At 69.3% G+C, this 24148-nt stretch carries 21 protein-coding genes; 15 read left to right on the top strand and 6 right to left on the bottom strand.

The window, feature by feature from the left end; genetic code table 11:
• The first annotated feature begins 27 nt into the window (after window positions 1–27).
• Window positions 28–1122 carry an inositol-3-phosphate synthase gene (locus A7U43_RS02950; protein WP_067990925.1) on the top strand — a complete coding sequence of 365 codons (1095 nt, stop codon included), beginning with the start codon at window positions 28–30 and terminating at the stop codon, window positions 1120–1122.
• Window positions 1123–1196: 74 nt separating this feature from the next.
• Here the strand turns inward: A7U43_RS02950 and A7U43_RS02945 are convergent, their stop codons facing one another.
• Window positions 1197–2630, bottom strand: a complete 1434-nt coding sequence (locus A7U43_RS02945; RefSeq protein ID WP_067990922.1) for an alpha/beta hydrolase — start codon at window positions 2628–2630, stop codon at window positions 1197–1199.
• 159 nt (window positions 2631–2789) lie between these two features.
• Between A7U43_RS02945 and A7U43_RS02940 the strand changes: the two genes are divergently transcribed.
• Together A7U43_RS02940 and A7U43_RS02935 are read left to right on the top strand one after the other, a co-directional pair.
• Window positions 2790–3434: a TetR/AcrR family transcriptional regulator gene (locus A7U43_RS02940; RefSeq protein ID WP_067990919.1), complete on the top strand. Its 645-nt coding sequence runs from the start codon at window positions 2790–2792 to the stop codon at window positions 3432–3434.
• A gap of 38 nt (window positions 3435–3472) precedes the next feature.
• Window positions 3473–4453 (top strand): alpha/beta fold hydrolase, encoded by a 981-nt coding sequence (locus tag A7U43_RS02935; RefSeq protein WP_067990918.1) that lies wholly within the window; start codon window positions 3473–3475, stop codon window positions 4451–4453.
• Here A7U43_RS02935 and A7U43_RS02930 read toward each other — a convergent pair.
• Window positions 4377–6035, bottom strand: a complete 1659-nt coding sequence (locus A7U43_RS02930) for an Ig-like domain-containing protein (protein WP_231963504.1) — start codon at window positions 6033–6035, stop codon at window positions 4377–4379. The genes A7U43_RS02935 and A7U43_RS02930 overlap by 77 nt on opposite strands.
• Before the next feature lie 252 nt (window positions 6036–6287).
• On the opposite strand from A7U43_RS02930, the gene A7U43_RS02925 reads away from it, so the two are divergent.
• The 6 genes from A7U43_RS02925 to A7U43_RS02900 are packed head-to-tail and all read left to right on the top strand — an operon-like array spanning window position 6288 to window position 12967.
• Entirely contained in the window at window positions 6288–8354 is a 2067-nt protein-coding gene (locus tag A7U43_RS02925; RefSeq protein ID WP_067990914.1) for a PhoX family protein, read from the top strand.
• A 43-nt stretch (window positions 8355–8397) separates the two neighbouring features.
• Entirely contained in the window at window positions 8398–9201 is an 804-nt protein-coding gene (locus A7U43_RS02920) for an LLM class F420-dependent oxidoreductase (RefSeq protein WP_067990912.1), read from the top strand.
• Window positions 9202–9247: 46 nt separating this feature from the next.
• Window positions 9248–9922: a GntR family transcriptional regulator gene (locus A7U43_RS02915; protein ID WP_067990910.1), complete on the top strand. Its 675-nt coding sequence runs from the start codon at window positions 9248–9250 to the stop codon at window positions 9920–9922.
• 40 nt (window positions 9923–9962) lie between these two features.
• Window positions 9963–11714, top strand: a complete 1752-nt coding sequence (locus A7U43_RS02910; RefSeq protein WP_067990906.1) for an ABC transporter substrate-binding protein/permease — start codon at window positions 9963–9965, stop codon at window positions 11712–11714.
• Window positions 11714–12445, top strand: coding sequence for an amino acid ABC transporter ATP-binding protein (locus A7U43_RS02905; protein ID WP_067990904.1), 732 nt, complete (start codon window positions 11714–11716; stop codon window positions 12443–12445). The genes A7U43_RS02910 and A7U43_RS02905 overlap by 1 nt, the downstream gene beginning before the upstream one ends.
• Before the next feature lie 51 nt (window positions 12446–12496).
• Window positions 12497–12967 carry a MarR family transcriptional regulator gene (locus tag A7U43_RS02900; RefSeq protein ID WP_067990902.1) on the top strand — a complete coding sequence of 157 codons (471 nt, stop codon included), beginning with the start codon at window positions 12497–12499 and terminating at the stop codon, window positions 12965–12967.
• On the opposite strand, the gene ggh is transcribed toward A7U43_RS02900, so the two are convergent.
• Window positions 12964–14304 carry a glucosylglycerate hydrolase gene (gene ggh, locus A7U43_RS02895; protein WP_067990899.1) on the bottom strand — a complete coding sequence of 447 codons (1341 nt, stop codon included), beginning with the start codon at window positions 14302–14304 and terminating at the stop codon, window positions 12964–12966. The genes A7U43_RS02900 and ggh overlap by 4 nt on opposite strands.
• A gap of 56 nt (window positions 14305–14360) precedes the next feature.
• Between ggh and A7U43_RS02890 the strand changes: the two genes are divergently transcribed.
• Entirely contained in the window at window positions 14361–15029 is a 669-nt protein-coding gene (locus A7U43_RS02890) for an SDR family oxidoreductase (RefSeq protein ID WP_067990896.1), read from the top strand.
• A gap of 51 nt (window positions 15030–15080) precedes the next feature.
• Here the strand turns inward: A7U43_RS02890 and leuS are convergent, their stop codons facing one another.
• Entirely contained in the window at window positions 15081–17942 is a 2862-nt protein-coding gene (leuS, locus tag A7U43_RS02885; protein ID WP_067990894.1) for a leucine--tRNA ligase, read from the bottom strand.
• Window positions 17943–18119: 177 nt separating this feature from the next.
• Between leuS and A7U43_RS02880 the strand changes: the two genes are divergently transcribed.
• Window positions 18120–19118 carry an LpqN/LpqT family lipoprotein gene (locus A7U43_RS02880; RefSeq protein ID WP_067990891.1) on the top strand — a complete coding sequence of 333 codons (999 nt, stop codon included), beginning with the start codon at window positions 18120–18122 and terminating at the stop codon, window positions 19116–19118.
• 32 nt (window positions 19119–19150) lie between these two features.
• Window positions 19151–19540, top strand: coding sequence for a hypothetical protein (locus A7U43_RS02875; RefSeq protein WP_067990887.1), 390 nt, complete (start codon window positions 19151–19153; stop codon window positions 19538–19540).
• Here A7U43_RS02875 and A7U43_RS02870 read toward each other — a convergent pair.
• Complete coding sequence (locus A7U43_RS02870) at window positions 19527–20132, bottom strand: YqgE/AlgH family protein (protein WP_067990884.1); 606 nt, start codon at window positions 20130–20132, stop codon at window positions 19527–19529. The two genes, A7U43_RS02875 and A7U43_RS02870, sit on opposite strands and share 14 nt — an antisense overlap.
• 118 nt (window positions 20133–20250) lie before the next feature.
• Here A7U43_RS02870 and A7U43_RS02865 point away from each other — a divergent pair, with 118 nt between their 5' ends.
• From A7U43_RS02865 to A7U43_RS02855, 3 genes are all read left to right on the top strand, one after another.
• The gene (locus tag A7U43_RS02865; RefSeq protein ID WP_067990881.1) at window positions 20251–21537 is read left to right on the top strand and encodes an MFS transporter; all 1287 of its coding nucleotides are present in this window, start codon (window positions 20251–20253) and stop codon (window positions 21535–21537) included.
• 9 nt (window positions 21538–21546) lie between these two features.
• A complete protein-coding gene (locus tag A7U43_RS02860) occupies window positions 21547–22323 on the top strand; it encodes a TIGR03084 family metal-binding protein (RefSeq protein WP_067990878.1) in 777 nt (258 codons plus the stop codon).
• Between the two features lie 130 nt (window positions 22324–22453).
• Window positions 22454–23653 (top strand): ankyrin repeat domain-containing protein, encoded by a 1200-nt coding sequence (locus A7U43_RS02855; protein WP_067990875.1) that lies wholly within the window; start codon window positions 22454–22456, stop codon window positions 23651–23653.
• Here A7U43_RS02855 and A7U43_RS02850 read toward each other — a convergent pair.
• On the bottom strand, window positions 23637–24143 hold the full coding sequence (locus tag A7U43_RS02850; protein WP_067990872.1) for a pullulanase: 507 nt from the start codon (window positions 24141–24143) through the stop codon (window positions 23637–23639). The two genes, A7U43_RS02855 and A7U43_RS02850, sit on opposite strands and share 17 nt — an antisense overlap.
• Between the last annotated feature and the right edge of the window lie 5 nt (window positions 24144–24148).

Raw genomic sequence — 24148 nt, 5'->3', positions numbered from 1 at the left:
AGCACGAGGATCCAAAGGAGAATGACCATGTCGAAGCCTGAGTCCACCGAAGTCAGGGTCGCGATTGTCGGAGTCGGCAACTGCGCGTCCTCCTTGGTCCAGGGTGTGCAGTACTACCGCGACGCGGATGAGAACACCAACGTGCCCGGCCTGATGCACGTGAAGTTCGGGCCGTACCACGTCCGCGACGTGAAGTTCGTCGCCGCGTTCGACGTGGACGCCAAGAAGGTCGGCTTCGACCTGTCCGAGGCCATCGGGGCGTCGGAGAACAACACCATCAAGATCGCCGACGTGCCGCCGACCGACATCATCGTGCAGCGCGGCCCCACCCTCGACGGCATCGGCAAGTACTACTCCGAGACCATCGAGGTCTCCGACGCCGACCCCGTCGACGTCGTCAAGGTCCTCAAAGACGCCAAGGTCGACGTGCTGGTGTCCTACCTGCCGGTCGGGTCCGAAGAGGCCGACAAGTTCTACGCCCAGTGCGCCATCGACGCCAAGGTCGCCTTCGTCAACGCGCTGCCGGTGTTCATCGCCTCGGATCCGGTGTGGGCCAAGAAGTTCGCCGACGCCGGTGTGCCGATCGTGGGCGATGACATCAAGAGCCAGGTCGGCGCCACCATCACCCACCGCGTGATGGCCAAGCTGTTCGAGGATCGCGGTGTCACCCTGGACCGCACCTACCAGCTCAACGTCGGCGGCAACATGGACTTCAAGAACATGCTCGAGCGCGAGCGCCTGGAGTCCAAGAAGGTCTCCAAGACCCAGGCCGTCACCAGCAACCTGACCGGCTCGCTGGCCGACAAGGTGTACGACAAGAACGTGCACATCGGCCCGTCGGACTACGTCGCCTGGCTCGATGACCGCAAGTGGGCCTACGTCCGCCTGGAGGGCCGCGCCTTCGGCGACGTCCCGTTGAACCTGGAATACAAGCTCGAGGTGTGGGACTCGCCGAACTCGGCGGGCATCATCATCGACGCCGTGCGCGCCGCGAAGATCGCCAAGGACCGCGGCCTGGGTGGCCCGATCCTGCCCGCCTCGGCGTACCTGATGAAGAGCCCGCCGGAGCAGCTGGCCGACGACGTCGCGCGCACCCAGCTGGAAGCCTTCATCCAGGGCTGATCCCCGACACACACGACTGCACCCACCGTCGGACCGGAGAGGTCTTGGCGGTGGGTGCAATCGTCGGTGCGGCCTCAGACGTGCAGTGGCTCGTAGACGAAGACGTTGCGGCCGGCCCAGTCGAAGATCACCGTGAAGAATCCGTCGACCACGCGCTGCAGGGGCGTGCGTCGCGCCGGACCCAGCGGCAGCACGACCGCCGTGGCCGTTCCGTCCGGGGTCACGATCGACATCCGCTCCCCGGCGGCGCCGTAGATGCCGTCAGAGCGGGTACCGGCGAACAGGTCATTGACCCAGCCGGCCGAAATATCCTGCGCTGCAGCGACATTACGCTTGGCGGAGACCCCGGTGATCAGATACTGTGCGCGCTGGATGAGCGGATTGCCGCCGTAGAGATAGTCGCTGTGCCAACCGCCTTCCAGGCTGACACCGTTGAAACGGTCCCCGCGCGCCGCGCCCAGCTTGTCGGCCATATCGCCGCCACGGCTCCAGAAGTAGCGTTGCGACGAGATCAGATAGACGGGGCGGTCGTTGGGGCCGGTCAGCTTGGCCAGCGCCTCCTCGACGGCGCGGGACCCCGATGGCTCGACACCGTCGAGCAGGACGATCCCGGCCAGATCGGTGATCCCGCCGTTGTCGGCGAGGTACCCGGCCGCCGCGGTGACCAAGGTGCCCCCCGCCGAGTGGCCCACCAGGACGAACTTCTGCGGTAACGCCACCGTGCCGCCCGCGGCCGCACTTGCGCTGCGCACCAGGGCTTCCCGGTCCCCGACAAACAGGTCGGCCACCGCCCGCTGCATCGGCGCACCGCCCACCCACGCCGCACCGGGATCCAGGAAGTTCGACGAGAGTGACGGCGCGACCACGATGCTGTTGGTGCGTTCGGCCAACCGGGCCGCGGTGTAGCTGTACATCGGACCGCTGGCCAGGAACCCATGCTGCAGATAGACGAGCCGGGTCGATTCGTCGGCATCCTCGGGGAAATACCAGTCGGCCTGCACGGTGCGACCGTTGCCCACCGGCACCTGCAAGCCCGAAGTCCGCACGGTCACGGTGGATCCCGGCGGTAGCACGGGTGGGCCGTCGGCCAGGTGGATCGCGCCCACCACCACATTGAGCACGACCGAACCGATGAGGTCGGCCAACGAGGGTGCGCGCTTGCGGGGTGGGGTGGACTGCGCGGCGGCCCTCGGGGCATCCGGCGCCGTGGCTTGCACCGGCTGGCTGCGAATATCGATCTCGGCCTCCGCGGCAGGAGTGACGGCGGCGCTCACCCGTGTCCGCGTCGTAGTCGCGCTGCGGTCCGGCGCCATGGCACTGCGGGGTTTCGTGCGGGGTGCCAGGTTGGGCGCCCCGCGGGCGCCTGCACGCGCGGCGAGCTTGGTGTCCCGCGCGCCCGTCGCCGTCGAATTCGATTGACCTGATGTCGAATCCGGCGCCGCGGCCGCATGCGGCGCGACCGCCAGGGCGATACCCGCCATGACGATCGCCGACAGCCAGCAGGCCACGATCAGTACTCCCCCGCGATATCGCACGCGTTTCCCCCTCCTGAGCCGGCGGGGCCGCCGGACCTCGACAATATATATACAAACTATGCCATGCGTCTATATACGTACCGCGCGCCTGCCCGTACGGCATACTGGGACGCCACCGACCCAGGACGGACCGTGCCAGCCTCTTCTCCGCGCCCCCGCGGCCGACCCGCCGGCGGCGGCAACACCGCCGAGCAGGCCAGGACCGCGCTCATGGACGCGGCCGAGGAACTGATCCTGGAGCGCGGCTTCCAGGCCTCGACGATGGAGAGCATCGCCGCACGGGCCGGCTACTCACGGGCGGCCATCTACCAACACTTCCCGAACCGGCAGAAGCTGCTGGAAGCGCTGGTCCGGCGCAAGACCGGCGTACACCAGGCGCAGATCCTCGGGCGTCTACCCGAAACATCGGACCTGCCAACGCTTCTGGTAGAGAGCCTGGTGATCGTCTCGACAGAGCTGATCCACGACCCACTGCTGATGACGCTGTCCGAGCAGACCGAGGACGGCACCATCGCCCACCTGATCGCCAATGCGAGTGGTCTGCCCGAACAGATCGAACAGCTGGTGGCGGCCATCGCCGAACACGCCGGAGCCGTCTTCCGCCCAGGGCTCGCCCCCGGCGACATCGCCACCTTCCTGATGACGACCGCGCTCACCCTGCTGCTCGGCGTCGTCCCCGGATCGGACACCCCCGACGTGGCGCGCCGCTACCTGCAGACCTTCGTGATGCCAGCGATATTCGCCGATCCGCCCGCGCCGGGCCCGGTGTTCGGGTGAGGGTGTTCGTCTCGAACCGGGTTCTATACAGTCGATTGATGGTCTCCGACGATGAACTTCTCGGTCTCGACGAGTTCGCCCTGCTGCACGAGAATGCCGAGCAGGCCGGGGTCGCCGACATTCCGCCGGCCCGGCGGATGGACCTCGGCGATATCAGCGCGGTGAAGTGGGGTTCGGAGTCACCGCAGGTCGTCTTCCTGCATGGCGGCGGGCAGAACGCGCACACCTGGGACACCGTCATCCTCGGGCTCGGGCTGCCGGCACTGGCCATCGACCTGCCCGGGCACGGTCGCTCGGCCTGGCGCGAGGACGGCGACTACGGACCGAAGGTCAACGCCGAGACCGTCAAACCGGTACTGCGGGAGCACGCTCCCGAGGCCCGCCTCGTGGTCGGCATGTCGCTGGGCGGGCTGACCGCGTTGCGCATCGCGGCCACCGAACCGGCCCTGGTACCTGAACTGGTGCTCGTCGACGTGACTCCGTCCGCCCCCGAACGCCATGAGCAGATGTCCAAGGCGCAGCTCGGCGCCGTGGCCTTGGTGCAGGGCGAGCGAACGTTCCCGTCATTTGCCGCGATGCTGGACGTCACCATCGCGGCCGCGCCGCACCGCGACCGGAACTCGTTGCGGCGCGGCGTGTTCCATAATGCCAAGCGGCTCGACGACGGCAGCTGGACCTGGCGTTACGACTCGATGCGCAGGGGCGTCACCGACAAGAGTGCGGGCATGCCGGAGTCCTTCCTGGGCCTGTGGGACGACGTCGTGTCCATCACCATGCCGACCACACTGGTGCGCGGCGCCGACTCCTACTTCGTCAACGACGAGGACGCCGCGGCGTTCGCCGACCGGGCGCCCGGTTTCCGGCAGACCCACATCGTCGACGGGGCCGGGCATTCGGTGCAGGGCGATCAGCCGGGCAAGCTGATCGAGATCCTGCGGGGCATCACGGCTCACCCACGCGGACCGGGATCACCACGATGTAGCCGAGATCGCGCAGGATCCCGACCTCGATCGCACTGAGCTCCCGGACACCGGGCCCGGTACCGGTGCGGGCATTCATCAGCAGTGCGCCGTCGAGGGTGAAGGTCGCGTCATCGGTGTGACTGCCCGAACTGCCCTCTTCCCACGGATTCGGGCTGTAGAAGGGCACATACCCGCCGTAGGCCGCCGACGCCTGGCGGCCGCCGAAGTACAGCTTGCCGGCCTGGCCGGTGAGGATGGGATCGAAGTCGGTGTCCCACTCGAAGCGCCGGTTGATCGGGCGATCACCATCCTCGTTGACCAGGAAGCTGTCCAGGGTCGACCAGTAGTCATTCTCGTTGTTGCCGGCTTCCCCGGTCAGGGACAGAAACCCGAACGAGTGCAGCAACTCATGCATGGCCGTCGACTGGAAGTCGTATTCGTCGGCACCGACGCTGTCCCCCAGACCCCACTCGCTGCCGAAGTTCCACGTGATCCGCCCGTCGGCCGCCGCACCGTTGGCATCGATGCCGGTGGCCAACTTGTGCTGTACGACGGTGTCCCAGAATCCGGGATCCGTGCTGATCAGGCTGCTGCCGGCGGACGCCAACGTGGTCGAGTCCGGGTTGTCCTGACCGCGGACGGTGTAGGCGAGCACGACCGGGTTCAGCACCCGGAAGTAGAGAATCAGGGCGTCGGCCGAGTTCTGCAGCGCCTCACGACGCTCCGGTGTCCAGTGCTCGGCGCCCTCGGTGTAGTCGAAGCTGAACCTGATCGCACCCTGATTGATCAACGACCGCAGTGGGTTGCTGCCCACCGGCCGCAGCGGTTCCAAAAGATTGGTATGGAAGCCGATATCGATCGCGGTGACCCGGAAGGCGTCGACGCCGTCGAAGTCGTCGCCCGGGGTGTAGGTGAAGGTGCCGTCCCGGCTGATCTGCACGGTCCCCGATTTGGGTCCGCGGGTCAGGACGTAGATCAGCCTGTCACCGTCGGGATCGTGGCCGCCCAGGGTCCCGGTCACCGGACCGTCGAGCACGCCGCTGATCTGGACGGGGTCGATGGTCGGCGCCTGGTTGAAGAACGTGCGGCGAATCGCGAAGAAGGATGCCTCCAACTGCTCCTTGGTCTGCTCCGGGGCCGGCAACGAGGCGATCCAAGCCAGACTGTCGGCGCTCCAGGCCTCCAGCGACCGGGCCACCCAGCGCTGATACGGGCTCTGCCAGGACCGGGTGGGCGACGGAGCCGCAGCCGGCGCCGAGACGGGCTCTGCCGCAGCGGCGTTCACCGCCTCGGTGCCGGCCGCCGGGGCCTGCGTGGCGTCGCGATCGGGCTGTTCGGTTTCCAGGCCGCCGTCGTCTGTGCTCTCATCGCCGCTCTCGGCGATCTCGGCCCGCTCGTCGGCATCCGATATGCGTTGTGTGCGTCGGGGATTGTCCGCCGACCGAACCGTCCGCACGGACCGCACCGACCGACTGCTGTCGGACCCCGACGCACCGGAGGATGACGCACTCGAGGATGCCGAGGACGTGCCGTCGGTGTCGGCCGCGGCGACTCCGGTCTGGGGTCCGGCCAGGGACAGGCCCCACAACGCGGCGCCCATTCCCGCCGAGGCCGCACCCAGTTGCAACCAACGGCGCACGGCGAATCCCTCAGCACGGCGGACCGACATTTTGACCCCCTAGTCAATTGATTGATCGGCACTGTACGCCCGCCGCCGGGACGACGGCAGCAAATTCCGTGATACGGCAAACATTGCGCATTGTGGACATTGCAGCCCGTCGACCGCCGTTAACCTTCTGCTTGCCTGCTGCTAGCCCGGCTCCCGTAGCTTTCCCGCCGAACCGGCGTGCAGCCCACGCCGGTGTTCCCCACGGGAAGGACCCGCGCAGCCATGGCGCTCATGCCGTTGAATCTCTTTGTCTCACACACCGGTCGGTCGTCGCGCCAGCACGTCACCTGCCGCTACAAGTGTGGCGATGCGTGCTCCAAACCGGTGCCCAACACCAGTGACAACGAGTACTTCGGCGATGTGTTGGCGGCCGTGTCGCGTCGGTCGGCGCTCAAGACCGCGGGCATCGCCGTGCTGGCTGTCGGCGCCGGTTCAGCGTTGGCCGCCTGCTCGAGCGACGGGTCCGATCCGGTCGCGACGTCGTCGACCGGCGCGGCGCCGGCCGACCCGCCCACGCCGGCCGGAATGAACTTCACCGCGGTCGCACCCAACAGCGAGGACGCCGTGATCATCCCCGAGGGCTACCGGCAGGCGGTGGTGATCAGCTGGGGTGATCCGGTGCTGCCCGGCGCGCCGGTGTTCGACGTAAACCGGCAGACTGCGGCCGCGCAGCGCCAGCAGTTCGGGTTCAACAACGACTTCGCCGGCCTGTTGCCCGTCGAAGGCGCCCCGAACCGGTTCCTGCTGGTGACCAATCACGAATACACCACCGAGCAGTTCATGCACCCCGGTTACGACGCCGACAACCCCACCCGCGAGCAGTTCGAGATTGCCCTTGCTGCACACGGGCTTTCGGTGGTCGAGGTCGAGCGTACGCCCGACGGCCTGCGCCCGGTGATGGGGCGCTACAACCGCCGTATCACCGCCGACACGCCGTTCACCGTCGTCGGACCCGCCGCCGGCGCAGAATTGCTCAAGACGCCCGCCGACCCCACCGGACGCACCGTGCTGGGCACGGTCAACAACTGTTCCGGCGGCGTGACGCCCTGGGGCAGCATTCTGTCCGGGGAAGAGAACTTCAACTCCTACTTCGGTGCGCCGGAGGGCACTCCGGCGCCCGAGGGCGAGGCGGCCGAGCGCCTGGAGCGGTACGGGGTCGCCGTGGAGCCCAGCGAACGCAAGTGGGAGAACTTCGACCCGCGCTTCGACGTCACCAAGACACCCAACGAGTTGAACAGGTTCGGCTACGTCGTGGAGCTCAACCCGTGGGACCCGGCGTCACCGCCCATCAAGCACACCGCGCTGGGCCGGTTCAAGCACGAGGCCGCCACCATCCACGTCGCCGACGACGGCACCGTCGTCGCCTACACCGGTGACGACGAGCGCTTCGACTACATGTACAAGTTCGTGTCGGACAAGAAGATTCAGCCGGGCAACATGGCGCACAACATGACCATCCTGGACGAGGGCACGCTGTACGTCGCCAAACTCACCAGCGACATCCCCGCCGACCAGATCGACGGTTCGGGCAGTCTGCCCGCCGACGGCAAGTTCGCCGGCGCCGGCAGCTGGATCCCGCTGCTGCGTTCCGGGCCCAACGGGCAGGCCGAGTCGCTGGTCGACGGGATGAGCGCACAGGACGTCGCGGTGTTCACCCGGTTTGCCGGCGACAAGGCCGGCGCCACCAAGATGGACCGGCCCGAGGACTTCGAGGCCAACCCCAAGACCGGCAAGGTCTATGTGGCACTGACCAACAACACCAAGCGCGGCGTCGAGGGCAAGGCCGGCCCGGACGCCGCCAACCCGCGCAACGACAACAAGAACGGCCAGGTCCTGGAGATCACCGACAACCACACCGGCACCGACTTCACCTGGGAGCTCCTGCTGGTGTGCGGTGACCCCGAGGCCGCCGACACCTATTTCGGCGGGTTCGACAAGACCAAGGTCAGCCCGATCTCGTGCCCGGACAACCTGGCCTTCGACAGCCACGGCAACCTGTGGGTGTCCACCGACGGCAACGCACTGGACTCCAACGACGGATTGTTCGCAGTATCGCTGGACGGCCCGACCCGCGGCCTGACCAAGCAGTTCCTCACGGTGCCGCTCGGTGCGGAGACCTGCGGACCGGTGGTCACCGATGACCTCGTCACGGTGTGCGTGCAGCATCCGGGCGAGAACGACGACAACAGCATCGATGACCCGCTGTCGCGCTGGCCCGAGGGCGGCAACGGCACCGCCAAGCCGTCGGTGGTCGCGGTGTGGCGGGACAACGGCAACATCGGCATGTGAATCGGGCTGTGATTGTGGCTGCGGACCGGGTATTGGTGGTTACATGACCTCCTCTGCCCGGCCCGTCCGCATCGGTGTCCAACTCCAGCCCCAGCACATGACCGAATACGGTCAGGTGCGCGACGCGGTGCGCCGCTGCGAGGACATCGGGGTCGACATCGCGTTCAACTGGGACCACTTCTTCCCGCTGTACGGAGATCCCGACGGCCCGCACTACGAGTGCTGGACCATGCTCGCGGCGTGGGCCGAGCAGACCTCACGCATCGAGATCGGCGCCCTGGTCACCTGCAACTCCTACCGCAACCCCGAGCTGCTCGCCGATATGGCCCGCACCGTCGACAACATCTCCGGCGGCCGGCTGATCCTGGGCATCGGGTCGGGCTGGAAGGAGAAGGACTACGACGAGTACGGCTACGAGTTCGGCACCGCGGGCGGGCGTCTCGACGACCTGGCCGCCGCGCTGCCGCGCATCGAATCGCGGCTGGCGAAGCTGAATCCTGCTGCGCTGCGCGAGATCCCGATCCTGATCGGTGGCCAGGGCAAGCGCAAGACGCTGCGCCTGGTCGCCGAGCACGCACACATCTGGCACGGCTTCACCGACGCGGACACCTACCCCGCGCTGGCCGAGGTGCTCGACGGGCACTGCGCCGAGGTGGGCCGCGACCCGTCCGCGATCGAGCGCTCCTCCGGGGTGCCGGAGAAGAGCGTGGCGGCCGCGCTCGCCGGCGCCGAGTCGCTCGTCGGCCTCGGTGTCACGCTGCTGACCGTCGGAGTGAACGGTCCCGACTACGACCTCAACATCGCCGAAGCGCTGGTCAGGTGGCGCGACGAACGGGCCGCCGGCTGACCGAGCGCCGCCGCGGCGGCAGTGCGCGTGAGACACTTCACCCGCTATGCCCAAGAAGTATGGGGTCAAAGAGAAAGACCTCGTGGTCACCTATGTGGCGAACCTGATCCTGACCGGCAAGCTCCGGTCCGGGGATCGGCTGGACCGCAACGAGATCGCCGAGGACCTCGGTATCAGCCGGGTGCCCGTCCAGGAAGCGGTGGTCCAGCTCGAGCACGACGGGATCGTCTCGACCCGATACCACCGCGGCGCCTTCCTGCACCGTTTCGACGACGGCGTGCTGCGCGAACACTACGAGCTCTACGGTGTGCTCAACGGCATCGCGGCGGCCCGAGCCGCCGCCGACGGCAACGCCGAGCTGCACACCACGCTGCGGGCACTGACCACGGGACTGCGCAACACCCGCGACTCCCGCGGCTTCCACGAGACCGCCTGGCAATACCGGCAAGCGGTCACCGACGCCCACGCCGGTCCCCGGCTGCAGGCCGCGATCCACGCGGCCCAGACCTTCATTCCGAGGTCCTTCTGGGCGGCCCATCTCGACGCGCCGGCCGCACTGCTCGGCCAGTACCAAGCCGAGACCGCCGCGATCACCGGTCGGGACCCGGAGGCGGCGCGCGCGGCCTGCGCCACGGCGGCCGACCTGATGGGGCGCATCATGTGCAGCGAGCTGGTGCGCCGCGGCGTGCTGGAGGGACCCGTTGCATTCGAAATGAGCTGAAGGCTTCGGCCGCTGCGCCGCAGCGACTAGCTTTTCAGGGATGACCTCGTTGCTGCGCCCGGTGCTGGCGCTGCTGTTCACCCTGCTGGCCTGCGGTATCGGGCTGGCCGCACCGGCGTCGGCCGACCAGTGCGCCCCTCCCGGCATCGACAGTGCCAGCGCGCTGCCCACCAATCTGGCCGCGGCGGCCCAAGGGCCCGGTGCCGACAAGTACACCACCGCCGGGGTGCAACCGCTGGACTCCGTCGACACCGCCGCGCTGGGCCTGGGCACCCCCGGCGTGCTGACCGTCGGCACCCTGTCCGATGCGCCGCCGAGCATCTGTATCAACGCGGCAGGCCAGTTCACCGGCTTCGACAACGAGGTGCTGCGGGCCATCGCCGAGAAGCTGGGGCTGCGGATCAACTTCGTGGGCACCGACTTCTCCGGGCTGCTGGCGCAGGTGGCCTCGGGACGGTTCGACGTCGGCTCGTCCTCGATCACCACCACCGACGCCCGCCGCCAAACCGTCGGTTTCACCAACGGTTACGACTTCGGCTACTTCTCCCTGGTGGTGCCGGCGGGCTCGCCGATCACCAGCTTCTCCCAGCTGACCGCGGGCCAGCGCATCGGCGTCGTCCAGGGCACCGTGCAGGAGGCCTACGTCGTCGACACCCTGGGCCTGGATCCGGTGAAGTTCCCGGACTACAACACCGTCTACGGCAGCCTCAAGACCCGCCAGATCGACGCCTGGGTGGCCCCGTCCCAGCAGGCCGTCGGCACCGTGCAGCCCGGTGATTCGGCCACCATCATCGAAAACACCTTCAGCCTGGACAATTTCGTGGCCTACGCGGTCGCCAAACAGAACACGCCGCTGATCGACGCGCTCAACGCCGGACTGGACGCGGTGATCGCCGATGGCACCTGGGCCCGGCTCTACACCGACTGGGTGCCCCGCGCCCTGCCGCCCGGGTGGAAGCCCGGCTCCAAAGCCGCACCGGTGCCACAACTTCCGGACTTCGCGGCGATCGCGGCCGAGCGCCCCGCGGCCATCGAGCAGGGCGCGCCGCCGGAGCCGCGGTCGGTCCTTGGCCAGTTGTCGGATTCGTTTCTCAACTGGGACCTGTACCGGCAGGCCATCCCCGATCTGCTCACGACCGGTCTGCCGAACACGTTGATACTCACCGCCGGGGCCGCGGTGATCGGAGTCGCGCTGGGCATGCTGCTGGCCGTCGCCGGTATCTCGGGTTCCCGGTTGCTGCGCTGGCCGGCCCGGGTCTACACCGACATCTTCCGCGGCCTGCCCGAGGTGGTGATCATTCTCGTCATCGGGCTGGGCATCGGACCGATCGTCGGCGGGCTGACCGGCAACAATCCCTACCCGCTCGGGATCGCCGCGCTGGGACTGATGTCGGCGGCCTACGTCGGCGAGATCTTCCGGTCCGGCATCCAGAGCGTCGAGACCGGGCAGATGGAGGCCTCCCGAGCCCTGGGATTCAGCTACTCGTCTTCGATGCGGCTGGTGATCATCCCGCAGGGCATCCGGCGGGTGCTGCCCGCGCTGGTGAACCAGTTCATCTCACTGCTGAAGGCCTCCTCGCTGGTGTACTTCCTGGGCCTGATCGCCAACCAGCGGGAGCTCTTCCAGGTGGGGCGCGACCTCAACGCGCAGACCGGTAACCTGTCCCCGCTGGTGGCCGCCGGCCTGTTCTACCTGATGCTGACCATCCCGTTGACGCATCTGGTCAACGTGATCGACGCGCGGTTGCGCACCGGGAAACAGCCGGCCCCCATCCAAGAGGAGATGATCTGATGGCTGAGCCGGTTTCCCTGGCCGCCAACGCTATTCACCTGTCCTTCGGTGCAAACAAGGTGCTGCGCGGGGTGGATCTGGAGGTGCCCGCCGGGAGCACCGCCGCCGTCATCGGGCCCTCCGGGTCGGGTAAGTCGACCCTGCTGCGGACGCTGAACCGGCTCTACGAGCCGGATGCGGGCGACATCCTGCTCGACGGCCGTTCGGTGCTCGGCGACAACCCGGACGCGCTGCGGCAGCGCATCGGCATGGTGTTCCAGCAGTTCAACCTGTTCGGCCACCGCACCGTGCTGGACAACGTCACGTTGGCCCCACGCAAGCTCAAGGGGATGACCGCCGATGCGGCCCGCGAGCTCGGGCTGGCCCAACTGGATCGGGTTGGCCTGCGGCACAAGGCCGATGTCCGGCCGGCCACGCTCTCGGGCGGTCAGCAGCAAAGGGTCGCCATCGCGCGGGCGCTGGCCATGTCACCGCAGGTGATGTTCTTCGACGAGGCCACTTCGGCGCTGGATCCGGAACTGGTCAAGGGCGTGCTGGAACTGATCGCCGATCTGGGGTCCACCGGGATGACGATGGTGGTGGTGACCCATGAGATGGGCTTTGCCCGTTCGGCTGCCGATTCCGTGGTCTTCATGGACAACGGCGTGGTCGTCGAGTCCGGGCCGCCCGAGCGGATCTTCGAGAACGCCGAGACCGAGCGGCTGCGGCGCTTTCTGTCCCAGGTTCTTTGATCTTCACCGCGTTCCAACCGGACCGGGACCGAGCGGTTAGACTAGCGAATTATGGGTGAGACCGAACCGCAGGCCGCCGAGCTGGCTGGAGAGCTGCAACGTGTGCTCTCCAAACTGTTTTCGGTGCTGCGGCGCGGCGATACCCGAGGCGCGCAGAGCTCCCCGGGTGGCGACCTCACCCTGGCTCAGCTCTCCATCCTGCTGACCCTGCTGGAATCCGGCCCGATCCGGATGACCGAACTCGCCGCCCACGAGCGGGTCCGCACCCCCACCACCACGGTGGCCATCCGCCGGCTGGAGAAGCTCGGCCTGGTCAAGCGCTCCCGCGATCCGTCGGACCTGCGCGCGGTGCTGGTCGAGGTGACACCGCGCGGGCTGGTACAGCACCGCGAGGCGTTGGAGGCGCGGCGAACCTTCCTGTCCGGGATGCTGGCCAACCTGAGCGCCGAGGACCAGGCCGCGCTCTGTGCGGCGCTGGGCCCGCTGGATCGCCTGGGTGATCAGCCGACCGGTCCGGCCTAACCCAGCCAGTCCAGCACCGCCGCCGCCGTCCAGGACTGCTGCATGCTGCCCAGCGGCTCACCGGTGAACGGTTCGTAATACTCGGCGAAGGAGCCGTCGCTGGCTTGGCGCAGCCCTTCCTGGCGCAGCGCCGAGGCGCGTTCGGCCCAGCCGCGCCGGGCGAAGCACCAGGAGAACAACCACGTGGTGACCGGCCACACCGGGCCGCGCCAGTATTCGCGGGGCCGGAAATCGCGCGAGACCGGAGACGTGGTGGGGATCAGGGCGTAGCGCAGATCCGGGTGACTGCTGAAGCGCGGGCCCTCCAGCAGCTTGAGCAGCGCCCGTTCCTTGTCGTGCGAGAGCCCGCCACACAGCAGCGGCGCGAACTGCGCGACCGTCTCGGTGGCCACCCACTTGTCCGCACGGACATCGAAATCTCTTGCCGCACCGGTCCTTTGGTCGGTCGCGTCGATGACGCCGGCACGGAACCGGTCGGCCCAGCCGTACAGGTCGCGCACATCGGCCGAGGGTCGCTTGTAATCCTCACCGATCTCGGCGAGCACCGTGCACGCCACCGAGAAGATCGCGGAGACGAACACGTCCTCGACCGCGAAGCTCATCGTCTTGGCGAGCAGCTCGTCGTCATAGCGAACGGCCTTCATCTCCTCCAGCAGCCACAGGTAGCGGTCGTACTCGGTGTCCGACGGCCGCTGGGTGGAGTCGGTGTTGATCTTGTTGTCCTCGCGCTGGTACTCCGGGACGGCGCCGGGAATCACGTTGGCGTAGGCGCTGTCCCAGCGCGGCGAGTTGTCCATCCCGGACTCCCACCCGTGGTACAGGGTGATGCGGCCCTGGCCGCGCAGATCGCGGCACTCGGCCAGCCAGCGGTGCCAGCACACCAGGTCATCCCACCGGCGGTCCAGGAACGCCTCGGCGACCGCCCGGGTGGAGCGGCCGCGGGTCTTGGCCCGGTCCAGGATCCGCTGCACGGCGATGGCGTGCACCGGCGGTTGCGTGATGCCCGAGGTGTGCCGGGTGCGTGGGGCGTGCTCGGCCAGCGCCGAGGTCGCCCATCGAGCCGGGCCGGGGAAGTAGCCGTCGACCCCGTTGGCGAACACGATGTGCGGGATCATCCCGTTGCTCCACTGCGCCGAGAGCAGGGTGTCCAGCTCGACGACGGCGCGTTCGACGCTCAGCGGAGCCAGCCCGATCGCGACGAAGGCCGCGTCCCAGCTCCACATGTGCGGGTACAGCAGCGGGGCCGCGGTGGTCATCACGCCCAGGTCATTACCGCGCAGCAGGTAGGCCGCACGCGCTGCGAGCTGGGTGGGGGCGAAGCTTGGGTCCGGTGGCATCGCATCAATAATGCGACGTCGCGGCCCGGCGTGCAGAGTCGGTAGTGTTTTCCGTTGTGCCCACCGCGCTGATCACCGGCGCCGCCGGCGGAATCGGATCCGCCGTCGCCGCCGCCCTCGCCCCCACCCACACCCTGCTGCTGGCGGGCCGCCCGTCCGCGCGTCTGGATGCGCTGGCCCAGCGTCTGGGCGCACCGACCTGGCCGCTGGACCTCACCGACCAGGAGTCCATCGAGTCCGCCGCCGAGCCGCTCGCCGAGCTCGACGTGCTGGTCCACAACGCCGGGGTGCTCTACCCCGGCACCGTCGCCGAGTCCTCGGCCGACGAGTGGCGGGCCAGCTTCGAGGTCAATGTCACCGGAGCCGTCGCGCTGACGCTGGCGCTGCTGCCCGCCCTGCGCGCCGCCCGCGGTCAGGTGGTGTTCGTCAATTCCGGTGCCGGTCAGAAGGTGTCGGCGGGGATGGCGTCCTACTCGGCGAGCAAGTTCGCGCTGCGCGCCTTCGCCGACTCGCTGCGCGCCGACGAGCCGGCGCTGCGGGTGACCTCGATCTTCCCGGGCCGCACCGACTCGGAGATGCAGCGTGACCTGGTCGCCTACGAGGGCGGGGCCTATGACCCGGCGAAGTTCCTGCGACCCGAGACGGTGGGCGGTCTGGTCGCGCAGGCGGTGAACACCCCGCCCGACGGCGCCGTGCACGAGGTCGTCATCCGCCCGCACGGGTGATTTGTGGAGTGTTAGCCGGAATGAGTCCGGCCAACACTCCACAAATCGCGGTCAGACGACCAGGTTCACCAGGCGACCGGGAACCACGATGGCCTTCTTCGGGGTGGCCCCGGCCAGGAAGGCCTGCACCTTCTCGTCGGCCAGCGCCGCGGCCTCCAGGGCGGCCTTGTCGGCGTCGGCAGCGACGGTGATCTTGCCGCGCACCTTGCCGTTGACCTGGACCGGCAACTCGACGGTGTCGTCCACCAGGTAGCGCTCATCGACCTCCGGGAACGGTCCGTGCGCCAACGAGCCCTCGTGGCCCAGGCGCCGCCACAGCTCCTCGGCCAGATGCGGGGCCAGCGGGGCGACCATCAGCACCAGCGGTTCGATCGCCGACCGGGCGGTGACACCCTCCTTGGTCAGATGGTTGGTGTACTCGATCAGCTTCGCCGCCGCGGTGTTGTTGCGCAGCGCCGCATAGTCCTCGGCCACCCCCGCGATGGTCTTGTGCAGCGCGCGCAGCGTGTCCTCGGAGACCGCTTCGTCATCGCTGACCCGCTGGGTACCGGTGGTCTCGTCGATGACCGCGCGCCACACCCGCTGCAGGAAACGGTGCGCGCCGACGACATCCTTGGTGGCCCACGGTCGTGACGCCTCCAGCGGACCCATCGACATCTCGTACACGCGCAGGGTGTCCGCGCCGTACTCGTCGCAGATCTCGTCCGGGGACACCGAGTTCTTCAGACTCTTGCCGATCTTGCCGAACTCCTGGTTCACCTCGATCTCACCCTCGGGGCCCGCGTAGTAGAACTTGCCGCCCTTCTCGGTGACCTCGGCGGCGGGCACATAGGAGCCACGCGCGTCGGTGTAGGCGAAGGCCTGGATGTAGCCCTGGTTGACCAGCCGGCGGTAGGGCTCACTGGAGCTGACGTGGCCGAGGTCGAAGAGCACCTTGTGCCAGAACCGCGAATACAGCAGATGCAGCACCGCATGTTCCACCCCACCGACGTACAGGTCGACGCCGCCGGGGTCCGCAGGCCCGTGGATCTGCGGGCGCGGGCCCATCCAGTAGGCCTCGTTCTCCTTGGCGCAGAACTCATCTTGGTTGTGCGGGTCGGCGTAGCGCAGCTCGTACCAGGAGCTGCCGGCCCATTGCGGCATCACATTGGTGTCGCGGGTGTAGGGCCGCAGCCCGTCACCCAGGTCCAGGTCGACGTTCACCCAGTCGGTGGCCTTACCCAGCGGCGGTGAGGGCTCACTGTCGGCGTCGTCGGGGTCGAACATCACCGGCGCATAGTCCGGGATATCCGGAAGTTCCACCGGCAGAGCGGATTCGGGTAGCGGGTGGGCGCGACCGTCGGCGTCGTACACGATCGGGAACGGTTCGCCCCAATACCGCTGCCGGGCGAACAGCCAGTCCCGCAACTTGTATTCGACCCGGGCCCGCCCGGCCCCGTCGGCCTCCAGCCGCGCGATGATGGCCGCCTTCGCCGCCGGCACACTCAGACCGTCGAGGTAGTCGCTGTTCACCAGCTCGCCGTCACCGCTGTAGGCGCCCTCGCTGATGTCCCCGCCGGCCACCACTTCGACGATCGGCAAGCCGAACGCGGTCGCGAATTCCCAGTCCCGCTGGTCACCGCTGGGCACCGCCATGATGGCCCCGGTGCCGTAGCCGGCCAGCACGTAATCGGCAATGAACACCGGAACCTGTTGACCGTTCGCCGGATTGGTGGCGTGCGACCCGGTGAACACACCGGTCTTGGACTTGTTCTCCTGGCGCTCCAGGTCCGACTTCGCCGCGATGTCGGACCGGTAGGCCGCGATCGCCTCGGCCGGCGTGGCGCCACCGTAGGTCCAGCGGTCATCGGTGCCGTCAGGCCAGGCGTCCGCCGTCAGCGAGTCGACCAGTTCGTGTTCGGGGGCCAGCACCATGTAGGTGGCCCCGAACAGGGTGTCGGGCCGGGTGGTGAACACCTCGATGGGACCGGCCTCGGTGGCGAAGCGCACCTCGGCACCGGTGGACCGCCCGATCCAGTTGCGCTGCATGGCCTTGACCTTGTCCGGCCAATCCAGCACGTCCAGGTCGTCGAGCAGCCGGTCGGAGTAGGCGGTGATGCGCATCATCCACTGCCGCAACCGTTTCCGGAACACAGGGTAGTTGCCGCGGTCACTGCGGCCGTCGGAGGTGACCTCCTCGTTGGCCAGCACGGTCCCCAGGCCGGGGCACCAGTTGACCACCGAGTCGGCGCGGTAGACCAGACGGTGGGAATCCACCACGTCGGCGCGCGCGGCGGCCGACAGCGTCGACCAGCTGCGGCCGTCGGGCAGCGCCCGGGCCCCGGAGGTGAACTCCGCGATCAGCTCGGCGATCGGGCGGGCGCGCTTCAGGTCGGTGTCGAACCATGCGTTGTAGATCTGCAGGAAGATCCACTGCGTCCACTTGTAGAAGTCCACGTCGGTGGTGGAGAAGCTGCGCCGCGAGTCGTGGCCCAGCCCCAACCGGCCCAACTGGCGCCGGAAGTTGACGATGTTGGCCTCGGTGCGGGTGCGCGGGTGGGTGCCGGTCTGCACCGCGTACTGCTCGGCGGGCAGGCCGAACGCGTCGAAGCCCAACGCATGCAGCACGTTGCGTCCGGTCATCCGGAAGTAGCGCGCATACACGTCGGTGGCGATGTACCCGAGCGGATGCCCGACGTGCAGGCCCTCCCCCGACGGGTAGGGGAACATGTCCTGCACGAACATCTTGTCGGCGGGCACCGCCGTGCCATCGGCGGGCGCCAGCGAGCCGACCGGATTGGGCACATGGAAGGTGCCCTGCGCGTGCCAGCGCTGCTGCCAGGTCTGCTCGATCTCACCGGCCAGCTGCGCGTTGTAGCGGTGGCTCGGGGCGTCAGCGTCGGCCGCGGCCGCGTCGGCGGAGGGTTCTGTCACGCCAATCAGGGTATAAGCGCCGCTCGCGCGCGCTTCGGCCACGGGTTGGTATCGGTTCCGTTGCAGCCCGCTCACCACACGGTTGCAGCTCTGTTCCGGCCCTGGTGACCTTGAGCCGCAGCTGGTTACAGTCGGCCCCTGACCCAGGCACGCGCAACTCGGAAGGACCGGCGTCAGATGAACGAGACCTCGTACCGTTGGCGGATTCTGCTCGCCGGAACCGCCGCCGGCTTCGCCGGTGTGGTGGGCCTGACCGCGCCGGGCGCCGCCGCCGAGCCGCTCGCTCCGCAGCCGTCGCCGCCCGGTCCGGCCACCGTCACCCAAACCGTGACCGTCACCCCGCAGGCCGCGCCGCTGGTGCCCGGACCGTCGCAGCCGGTGGGGCCCGCCGCGGTACCCGCCTCGGGAACCGGTGTGCTGCCGGCCGCCGTACCGCCGGGCACCACAACCACCGCCACCATGCCGGCCGCCGCGCCGCGCCCGGTGTCGGTCCCGCTGTCACCGAACCCCACGGGCACCATCCGCGACTACCTGGCCAGCCGGAACGTCGGGATGGAAGCCCAGACTCCCGGCGGTTTCACCGCGCTGAACATCGTGCTGCCGCGACCCACCGGCTGGACCCAGGTCCCGGACCCGAACGTGCCGGACGCGTTCGCCGTGATCGCCGACCGGGTCGGCGGCGACGGGCTGTACACCTCCAACGCACAGGTGGTGGTGTACAAGCTGGTCGGTGATTTCGACGCCCGCGAGGCGATCCGGCACGGTTTCGTCGACAGCCAGCAGCTCACCGCCTGGCGGGCCACCGGCGGTTCGATCGCCGATGTGGGCGGGGTGCCCACGTCGATCATCGAAGGCACCTACCGCGAGAACAACATGACGCTCAACACGTCACGGCGGCACATCATCGCCACCTCGGGGACCGATCGCTATCTGGTGTCGCTGTCGGTGACGACCGCCGAATCGCAGTCGGTGGCGGCCGCCGATGCCGTCGACGCCATCGTCAACGGCTTCCGTGTCGCCGCTCCCGTCGCGGCCCCCGCCCCGGCCCCGGCCGCGCTCATCCCGCCGGCGACCGCGCCCACGCCCGGCGCCACCGTTCCGGTCAGCATGTCGGGCACATCGCCGGCCGCTGCGCTCGCCCCGGCCGTGACACCGGGAATCAGCCTCCCCCGCTGAACCCCGCCACCGCCGCCTCGTATCCTTGGCAGATGCTCATCGCCGCGGTGCTCTGCCTGTGCCTGGCAGCGGCAACCGCCGGTGTCGCCGCGTGGTCACTGAACCGGCCGTACGCGGCCGACCCGGTGCGCCAGGTGCTGCGCGCCGTGGCACCCACCCAGTTTGCGGCCGCCGCGATGCTGGCCGCCGGCGGTGTTGTCGCCCTGTCGGCGCCCGCTCAGATGGGCGTGCTGGTGCTGGTGGTGTGCGTCATCGGTGCGGTGGGCACCGTCGCCGCCGGGTGCTGGCAGAGCGCGAAGCTGGTCGCCGCCAAGGAGGCCGAGCAGGAGGCGCGCCGCGAGACGGGCGGCGGCTGCGCCGGGTCGTGTGTGTCGTGCACCCTGTCGTCCGCCGATTCGGCCGGCCGCTCTAGTTGCGGCTGACGTCGATCGGGTGGGTCGCCAGCATCGACAGCGGTAACGGCTGACGGCGTAGCACCCTGGCCCACAGGTCCACCCGCGGCTCGACGAGCACGTCCGAGGGCAGCGCCGACAACACGATCCAGTCGTCGCGTTCGATCTCGCCTTCCAGCTGACCGGTGGTCCACCCCGAGTACCCGGCGAAGATCCGCACCCCTTCGAGCGCCGGGGCGATCTCGTCGGGATCTGAGTCCAGATCGACCATCACGACGCGCCCCTGCACGTGCCGCACCCCGGGCAACCCGGTGATATCCACCCCGGCCCGCACGGTGGCCAGGCACAACGCCGAGTCGCGCTTCACCGGGCCGCCGATGAACATGCTCTTGGGCTTGATCGCCAGCTTCGCCCACTGCGGCAACACGTTGTAGACGGCGGTCTCGCTGGGCCGGTTGAGCACCACGCCCAGGGTGCCGCCCTCGTTGTGCTCCACGATGTAGATGACACTGCGCCGGAACGTCGGTTCGAGCAGATCGGTGTCGGCGAGCAGCAGGGTTCCGGCGCGCACACGCGGTGCCGTCGGCGTGACGTGATCCTCCGGTTCCTCGGGCTGTCCCACTGGTCCATCATGTCACCAGCAGCCCCGTGCGGCGGCGAACAACAAGCGGCCCGCCGAGATATTTGTACTGTTGATTCGGGTGCCGATCGCAGTCCCGGCCCGGACAGGATCTGATCTCATGACTGACACCCGCAATCCGCCGGGAACCTGGCAGGCCGTACGCGGTTTGCCGGAGTTTCGGCGACTGCTGGAGTTGCGTGCGGTGAGCCAGTTCGGTGACGGGCTGTTCCAGGCCGGCCTGGCCGGCGCCATCCTGTTCAACCCCGACCGGGCCGCCGACCCGTGGGCGATCGCCGGCGCCTTCGCGGTGTTGTTCCTGCCGTATTCGGCGCTGGGTCCGTTCGCGGGGGCGCTGCTGGACCGCTGGGACCGCCGCCTCGTCCTGGTCGGCGCCAACATCGGCCGGCTGTTGCTGGTGCTCGCGGTCGGGGCGGCGCTGGCGGTCAGTTCGGGTGACCTGGTGCTGCTCTGCGGCGCACTCATCGTCAACGGATTCACCCGCTTCGTGTCGTCGGGGCTGTCCGCCGCGCTGCCGCATGTGGTGCCCCGCGACAAGGTGATCACGATGAATTCGGTGGCGACCGCCACCGGGGCGCTGGCCACCTTTGTGGGCGCCAACTTCATGCTGCTGCCCCGCTGGCTGCTCGGATCCGACGACGCCGGCGCCTCGGCGGTGATCTTCTTGGCCGCCATCCCGGTGGCGATCGCGTTGGTGCTGTCGGTGCGGTTCGGCCCGCACGTGCTGGGCCCCGACGACAGCGCTCGCGCGGTGCACGGGTCGGCGGCCTATGCGGTGTCCACCGGTTGGGTGCACGGCATCCGGACGGTGGCCGCGGTGCCGACGGTGGCGGCCACCCTCAGCGGGTTGGCCTCGCATCGGATGGTGTTCGGCATCAACACCCTGCTGGTGCTGGTGATCGTCCGGCACACCGGCGACCACGAGGTCGCCGGGCTGGGCCTGGGCACCGCGGTCGTGTTCGTCGCCGCGACCGGGACCGGGTCGTTTCTGTCCACCGTGCTCACCCCGGCGGCGATCGGGCGTTGGGGCCGCTACCGCACCGCGAACGGTGCGCTTCTGCTCGCCGCGGCGGTGCAACTGTTCGCCGCGTGGTTGTACCTGCCGGTGATGATCGGCTGCGGGTTCGTGCTCGGGGCGGCCGGGCAGGTGGTGAAGCTGTGCGCGGACAGCGCCATGCAGATCGATGTGGAGGACGCGCTGCGCGGTCACGTCTTCACCGTCCAGGACGCGTTGTTCTGGTTCACCTTCGTTGCCGCCATCGCCGGTGCCGCCGCGCTGATCCCGGCCGACGGGCGGTCGGTGCCCCTGGTGCTGATCGGGTCGGTGCTCTACCTGCTGGGCCTGGCGGCACACGCCGGGCTCGGACGGCGCGCCGGCGCGGTTTAGAGTTCAGCCATGGCTGGTGCCGAGCCGATGGTGGCCGATCTGCGTGCCGAGAGCGACGCCCTCGACGCCCTGGTGGCTGGGCTGCCCGACGAGGCGTGGCGGACCCCGACGCCGGCGCCGGGGTGGACCGTCGCGCACCAGATCGCGCACCTGTGGTGGACCGACCGGGTGTCGCTGAAATCCGTCACCGACGAGGCGGCGTTCAACCTGGTGCTCGGCGCGGCCGCCAAGGATCCGCTCGGGTTCGTCGACGCCGGCGCCGAGGAGCTCGCCCTCACCCCGCCGGCAGAGCTGCTGGCCTCCTGGCGCGCGGACCGGGCCGCGCTGCACAAGGCGCTGCTCGACGTCCCCGACGGCCGCAAGCTGCCCTGGTTCGGGCCGCCGATGAGCGCAGCGTCGATGGCCACCGCCCGGCTGATGGAGACCTGGGCGCACGGGCTGGACGTCGCCGACGCACTGGGGATCCGCCGACCGGCCACCGCGCGCCTCCGCTCGGTCGCCCATATCGGGGTGCGCACAAGAGATTTCGCGTTCACCGTGCACGGGCTCACCCCACCCGCGGAGCCGTTTCACGTGGAACTGAGCGGTCCGGACGGCGAGCTGTGGTCGTGGGGGCCGCAGGACGCCGCCCAGACCGTGACGGGGCCGGCCGAGGATTTCTGCATGCTGGTGACCCAGCGCCGCGCGCCGCGCGAGCTGGACGTGGTCGCCGTCGGCCCGGACGCGCAGAAGTGGCTGACCATCGCGCAGGCCTTCGCCGGGCCTCCCGGGCCGGGCCGCGGGTAGCATCGCAGGCGGGCGCGCAGGACCGCCCGACGTCCGCTCGAAGAGGCTCAGCCTCCCTGCTGCAGTTGCCATTCGATGACCTCTTCTCGGCCCGGCATCGCGGACGACGGGCTATCGAGAGGAGGCCGTCATGGCCAGTTCCCTGCCCGACAATCCCTCGCTGACCCGGTTGCGCGATGAAGCCCGGCGCCTGCAGCGTGGCATCTCCGACCCGGCGGCACTGGCCCTGGTCCGCGAGCACCATCCGCAGCCCGACACAGCACTGCGCCGCGATCGTTTCGCCCTCCACGATGCGCACCTCACCGTGGCCCGCAAGTACGGCTTCAGCGGGTGGCCGGCGCTGGTGCACTACCTCGAGGCCGCCGCGGAACTGAGCGTCGACCCGGCTCGGTCCGACGAGACCGCCGCCGACCCCGCCGACCGGTTCTGTGCGCTGGCCACGCTGCGCTATGACGAGGCCGACGCCCCGCCCCGCCGGCAGGCCGCCGCCGAACTCCTGCGCGCCGACCCCGGCCTGACCGAACACCATGTGTGGGCCGCCGCGGCGGCAGCGGATCCGCGGGCGCTGTCCGCCCTGTTGCGCCAGGACCCGGCGCTGGCCGGGGCCACCGGCGGTCCGCACGGCTTGGTCCCGTTGATGTATCTGGCCTACGCGCGCACGCCGCAACACGATGCCCTGGTCGCCGCCGAGATGCTGCTCGACGCGGGCGCCGACCCGAACGCCGGCTACCTGTGGCGCGGGATGTCGACCCCGTTCACGGTGCTGACCGGGGTGTTCGGCGACGGCGAACAGGGGCCGCGCCGCCAGCCCCACCATCCGCAGGCCACCGAGCTCGCCGCGCTGTTGTTGCGCCGCGGCGCCCACCCGGTCGATCAGCAGACCCTCTACAACCGGATGTTCCGTGCCGATGATTCGCATCTGGAGCTGCTGTTCGCGCACGGCTTGGCCGACGCCGGACCCAGCCCGTGGGAGCGCCGGCTCGGCGAGGCGATGGAAACCCGTGCGCAGATGTGGCAGCGGCAGGTGGCCTGGGCCGCCGAGAACGGCTTCACCGATCGGCTGGCCCTGCTCGCCCGGCACGGTATCGACATCTCGGGTGCCCATCCCGTGATACCCCGCCTGCCAGACGATCCCGACGCCCGTGACGCCGACGGCGCCACCGCGCTGCACCACGCGGCCTGGGCGGGCGACCTGGAGCTGATCCGCCGGTTGCTCGACGCCGGTGCCGACCCGAGCCTGCGCGACACCCGATTCGACGCCACCCCGCGGGGCTGGGCCGAGCACGCCTACCAAGACGAGGCCGCCGACCTACTCAGCCCAGATCAGTGACCGAGTCCGCGGCGCCGTCGGCGTCGGCATCGCTGAGCCGCATGTCCCAGCCACCGTCGCCGTCACGGTCGACGTAGGCGGTGCCGTCGCTCAGTACCCGGTCGGCCAATCCGTCACCGTCGACGTCCAGCAGCCGGTCGTCGACCAGGCCGTCGCCGTCGAAATCGACCATCGGCCCGGCCCCGGACGCTGGGCCGGCCTCCACCCCGTCGAGGCCGAACCATCGGAGCTGGCCGGCCCGGTCCAGCGCCACCGCCCAGGTGCCCGTGCCGTCATCGGTGAAATAGGCCGGCGCCGGGGCATCACGGTCGTGCACGGCGTGATCGGCCAACCCACTCGCGTCCAGATCGGCCAGCGCATCATCGGCCCGGCCGTCCCCGTCGAGGTCGAGCGGGAAAGCGTCGAGCACCCCGTCGCCGTCCACGTCCAGGGTCGGATCGGCGGACCAGATCGCCGCGCCACCCGCCCCGTCACCCAGGCAGTAGTCCATACCTG

It is taken from the genome of Mycobacterium adipatum, assembly GCF_001644575.1.
In the GTDB taxonomy this organism is placed as follows: Bacteria; Actinomycetota; Actinomycetes; order Mycobacteriales; family Mycobacteriaceae; genus Mycobacterium; species Mycobacterium adipatum.
Note: the sequence above shows the minus strand (reverse complement) of the source record. Positions and strands in the feature narration are given on the sequence as shown.